This is a genomic window from Streptomyces sp. (genome assembly GCF_031181705.1).
Lineage (GTDB): Bacteria > Actinomycetota > Actinomycetes > Streptomycetales > Streptomycetaceae > Streptomyces.
The window spans coordinates 84,868-88,049 of the sequence record NZ_JAPSKN010000005.1 but is presented as its reverse complement, the minus strand read 5'-3'; the positions used below and the strand labels follow the sequence as shown (position 1 = coordinate 88,049).

3 protein-coding genes are annotated in these 3,182 nt (G+C 73.9%); all 3 read right to left on the bottom strand.

The features are described from left to right. Positions 1–49: 49 nt before the first annotated feature. Complete coding sequence (locus RIN80_RS02420) at positions 50–694, bottom strand: SurA N-terminal domain-containing protein (protein WP_309093776.1); 645 nt, start codon at positions 692–694, stop codon at positions 50–52. Positions 695–836: 142 nt separating this feature from the next. After that, on the bottom strand, positions 837–2,378 hold the full coding sequence (locus tag RIN80_RS02415) for a protein kinase (RefSeq protein WP_309093775.1): 1,542 nt from the start codon (positions 2,376–2,378) through the stop codon (positions 837–839). Then, on the bottom strand, positions 2,375–3,007 hold the full coding sequence (locus RIN80_RS02410) for a hypothetical protein (RefSeq protein WP_309093774.1): 633 nt from the start codon (positions 3,005–3,007) through the stop codon (positions 2,375–2,377). Before RIN80_RS02410 ends, RIN80_RS02415 begins: the two co-directional genes overlap by 4 nt. Positions 3,008–3,182 lie beyond the last annotated feature (175 nt).

Genomic DNA, 3,182 nt, shown 5'->3' with positions numbered 1-3,182 from the left:
GAGACCCGGGCCGGAGGCTCCTGGGACGGGCGGGGAGCGGGGGGCCGGGCTACATGTTCTGTTGCGTCTGTGCCGTCGTCACGTCACGGACCCACGGGGTCTTGGCGTCGGCGCGGCTGCTCTTCTTGACGTCCCAGGTGCCGTAGCGCGGGTTGAGGTCGACGTTCAGCTTCTCGGAGGCCTCGGACAGGGCCTTCCAGAACTCCGGGCGGGTGGTGTCCGTGCCGAGCTTCTCGGCGAGCTTCTGGGCCTCCAGCTGGAGGCGGAGGTTCTCCTCCAGGCGCTGCGGCGGGATGCCGTACCGCTGCAGCCAGGTCGTCTCCAGCGCCTCGGCACCGCCGGCCTGCTCCTCCAGGCCGGACCGCATCGCCTGGATCTCCTTGCGGCTGACGCTCACCCCGGCGTCCTCGGCGGCGCGGTGCAGCACCCGGTCGAGGACCATGGTGTGCAGGGTGTCGCGGGTGAGGGTGCCGGTCCTGGCGATGGCCTGCTGGTACTCGGCGTCGTGTCGCACGGCCGCCCGCTGGGCCGCGCGGACCTCGCCGACCCGCTCCTCCAGCTGGGAGACGGTGATCCGCTGCCCGCCGACCACGGCCGCCGCGCCGGGATGCGCGTCGTTGCCGCAGGCGGTGAGCAGGGGCGCCGCGGCGATCGCGGCGGTGAGGAGGAGCGCGGTGCGACGGCGGCGGTGCAAGGAGACCTCCCGAGGAGATTGTGCGACGGTGCACAAAGTCTTGCGGTGACCGATGGTAGGCAGTGGCCAGGCTCTGGCCAACCCATTCGACCAACGATTCACCGGGACTTCCCGCACCGCCGCGCCAGTTCCGGGACTGCGGTCAGCCGCGGACCTGCCCCAGCCACTGCAGCGTCCTGCGGATCTCCGCGCCGAGGGGGTGGCCGGGGCCGTGGGTGCGCTCCACGTCGTGCAGCAGCCGGGCCAGCGTGTCGTGGGCGGCGCCGCGGTCGCCGAGGGCGAGCAGGAGGTGCCCGATGCGGCGGCGGACGTCGTGCGCGAGTTCGGGGCCGCCGGCGGCGACGTACTGGTTCTCGTAGTACGGCAGCACCGCCCGGTACTCGGTGAGCGCCGCCGCCGGTTCACCCAGCTGTTCGAGGCACTGGGCGGCCTCGTAGCGGAAGCGGAGGGCCTGCGGGTCGGCCTGGCCGGCTTCGGCGGCGCGTTCGTCGGCGAGGCGGCGCAGTTCGGGCAGGGCGCGGCGGAACTGGCCGTCGTCCAGGAGCGTGGCGGCGTACTGCTTGCGCAGGGTGCGCACCACCGGGGAGTGCTCGCCGTGCTGCTGCGCCGCGGCGGGCAGGATCGCGCCGAGGATGTCGACGGCCTGGGTGATGCGGCCCTCTCCGAGGAGCCGCTTGACCTCGTCGACGGCGCGGGCGATGTCCGTCTGCCCGGCGGTACCGGCGACGGGTGCGGCGGGCGGCGCGGGCTGGGGCGCCGGGGTGCGGGCCCGGTCCGGCCAGGGGGCGTGCGGGCGCAGGAAGGGGCGGGTGGGGTCGAGGGCCGCTCCGGTGGGCGTGCCGCGCGCGGGCAGCAGCGGTTCCAGGTGCTGGTAGACCTCCTGCGCGGAGGCCGGCCGGTGCTGCGGGTCCTTGGCGAGCAGCCGCAGGACGAGGGTCTCCAGGGCTTCGGGCACCTCGGGCCGCAGGCGGCGCACGGGCAGCGGCGGCTCGTACAGGTGCCGGTGCAGCACGCCGAGGGCCGTGGAGCCGGAGAAGGGCACGTCCCCGCTGAGCAGTTCGTGCAGGACGACGCCGAGGGCGTACAGGTCCGTGTACGGGCCGACCGCGCCGCCCATCGCCTGCTCCGGGGCCATGTAGGCGGGCGAGCCGATGGGGGTGCCGGTGTGGGTGAGGCGGGTGGTGTCGGCCTCCATGACGGAGGCGACGCCGAGGTCCAGCACGGTGACCGTGCCGTCCCGCTTCACCATCACGTTCCGCGGCTTGAGGTCGCGGTGGACGATCGGCACGGCGTGCACGGCGCTGAGCACGGCGCACAGTTGCGCGGCGACCGCGACCGCCCACGGCCAGGGGTACGGGTTCCGCTGCGCGAGGTGACCGGCGAGGTCGGCGCCGTCGATGTGCTGCATGACGAGGAACAGCTCCTCGCCCTCACTGCCCGCGTCGTGCACCGTGACGAGGCCGGGGTGGTCGACCTGCGCGGTCACCCGGCACTCGCGCACGAAACGGCGGCGCAGCTCCTCCGCGTCCTGGCCGGCCACCTTGTCGGGGCGCAGCAGTTTCACCGCCACGCGCCGGTCGAGGCGCTGGTCGTACCCGGTCCAGACCTGGCCCATGCCGCCCTGCCCGAGGAGCGTGGACAGTTCGTAGCGGCCGGCGACGACACGTCCTGCCGACGCGGTCATCTGCCGCCCTCGCGATCGCCGTCGCGCCGGTCGTCGCCTTCCTGCCGGCGCAGGTAGTCGCTGAGTTCGTCGAGTTCGGCGCGGACCTGGTCGATGCGGGCGGGGGCGGGGCGCTGCGGGGCCGGGGGCGGCTGGACGGGAGCCGGGACCCGGGGCGTGGCGTCGTGGGGCACGGGGGTGTGCGGCGTGGGGAGCTGCGGGACGGGTGTGGAGGCCTGCGCGTAGGACGAGCCGGGGTGGGGATAGCCGTACGGGGAGTGGACGGTCGGCGCGTGGGGCGAGGCCGGGTGGCCGGTGAACTGCCGCCGCTCGCCGTGGTGGCCGATGTCCACGATCAGGAAGTAGAGGGCGGCACCGAAGCCGAGCAGCAGGATCAGGCCCAGCGCGATGTCCGTCCGGACGTCCTCCTCCGGCAGGGTGCCGACCACCAGGAAGCACGCGATGGACAGGGGCAGGGTCACCCAGGCCAGCACCCAGTCCAGGGCGCGCCCGCGCAGGACGGCCACCCGGAACAGCGGGACGCAGGCCAGCACGCCGCACGTGAGGAAACCGGCTGCGGCGAACAGCACGCGCAGAAAGATGACCGTTGCCGCGCTGCGGGGAGGCGGCGCCGCGCCGTGGCCGTACATGACTGCTCCTGGACCGGTGTGGCCGATGGGGGACGGATGTGCGAGTGACAGAGCCCGTTGGGAGTCCGAGCGTATAGCCCGACAAGGACAACCGGTCACGGGTTGTACCGAACCGTTGTCGTGCTGATCACCCGGCCCCTCAGAGGGAGTGCCGCATCCACACGTGGGGCTCGAC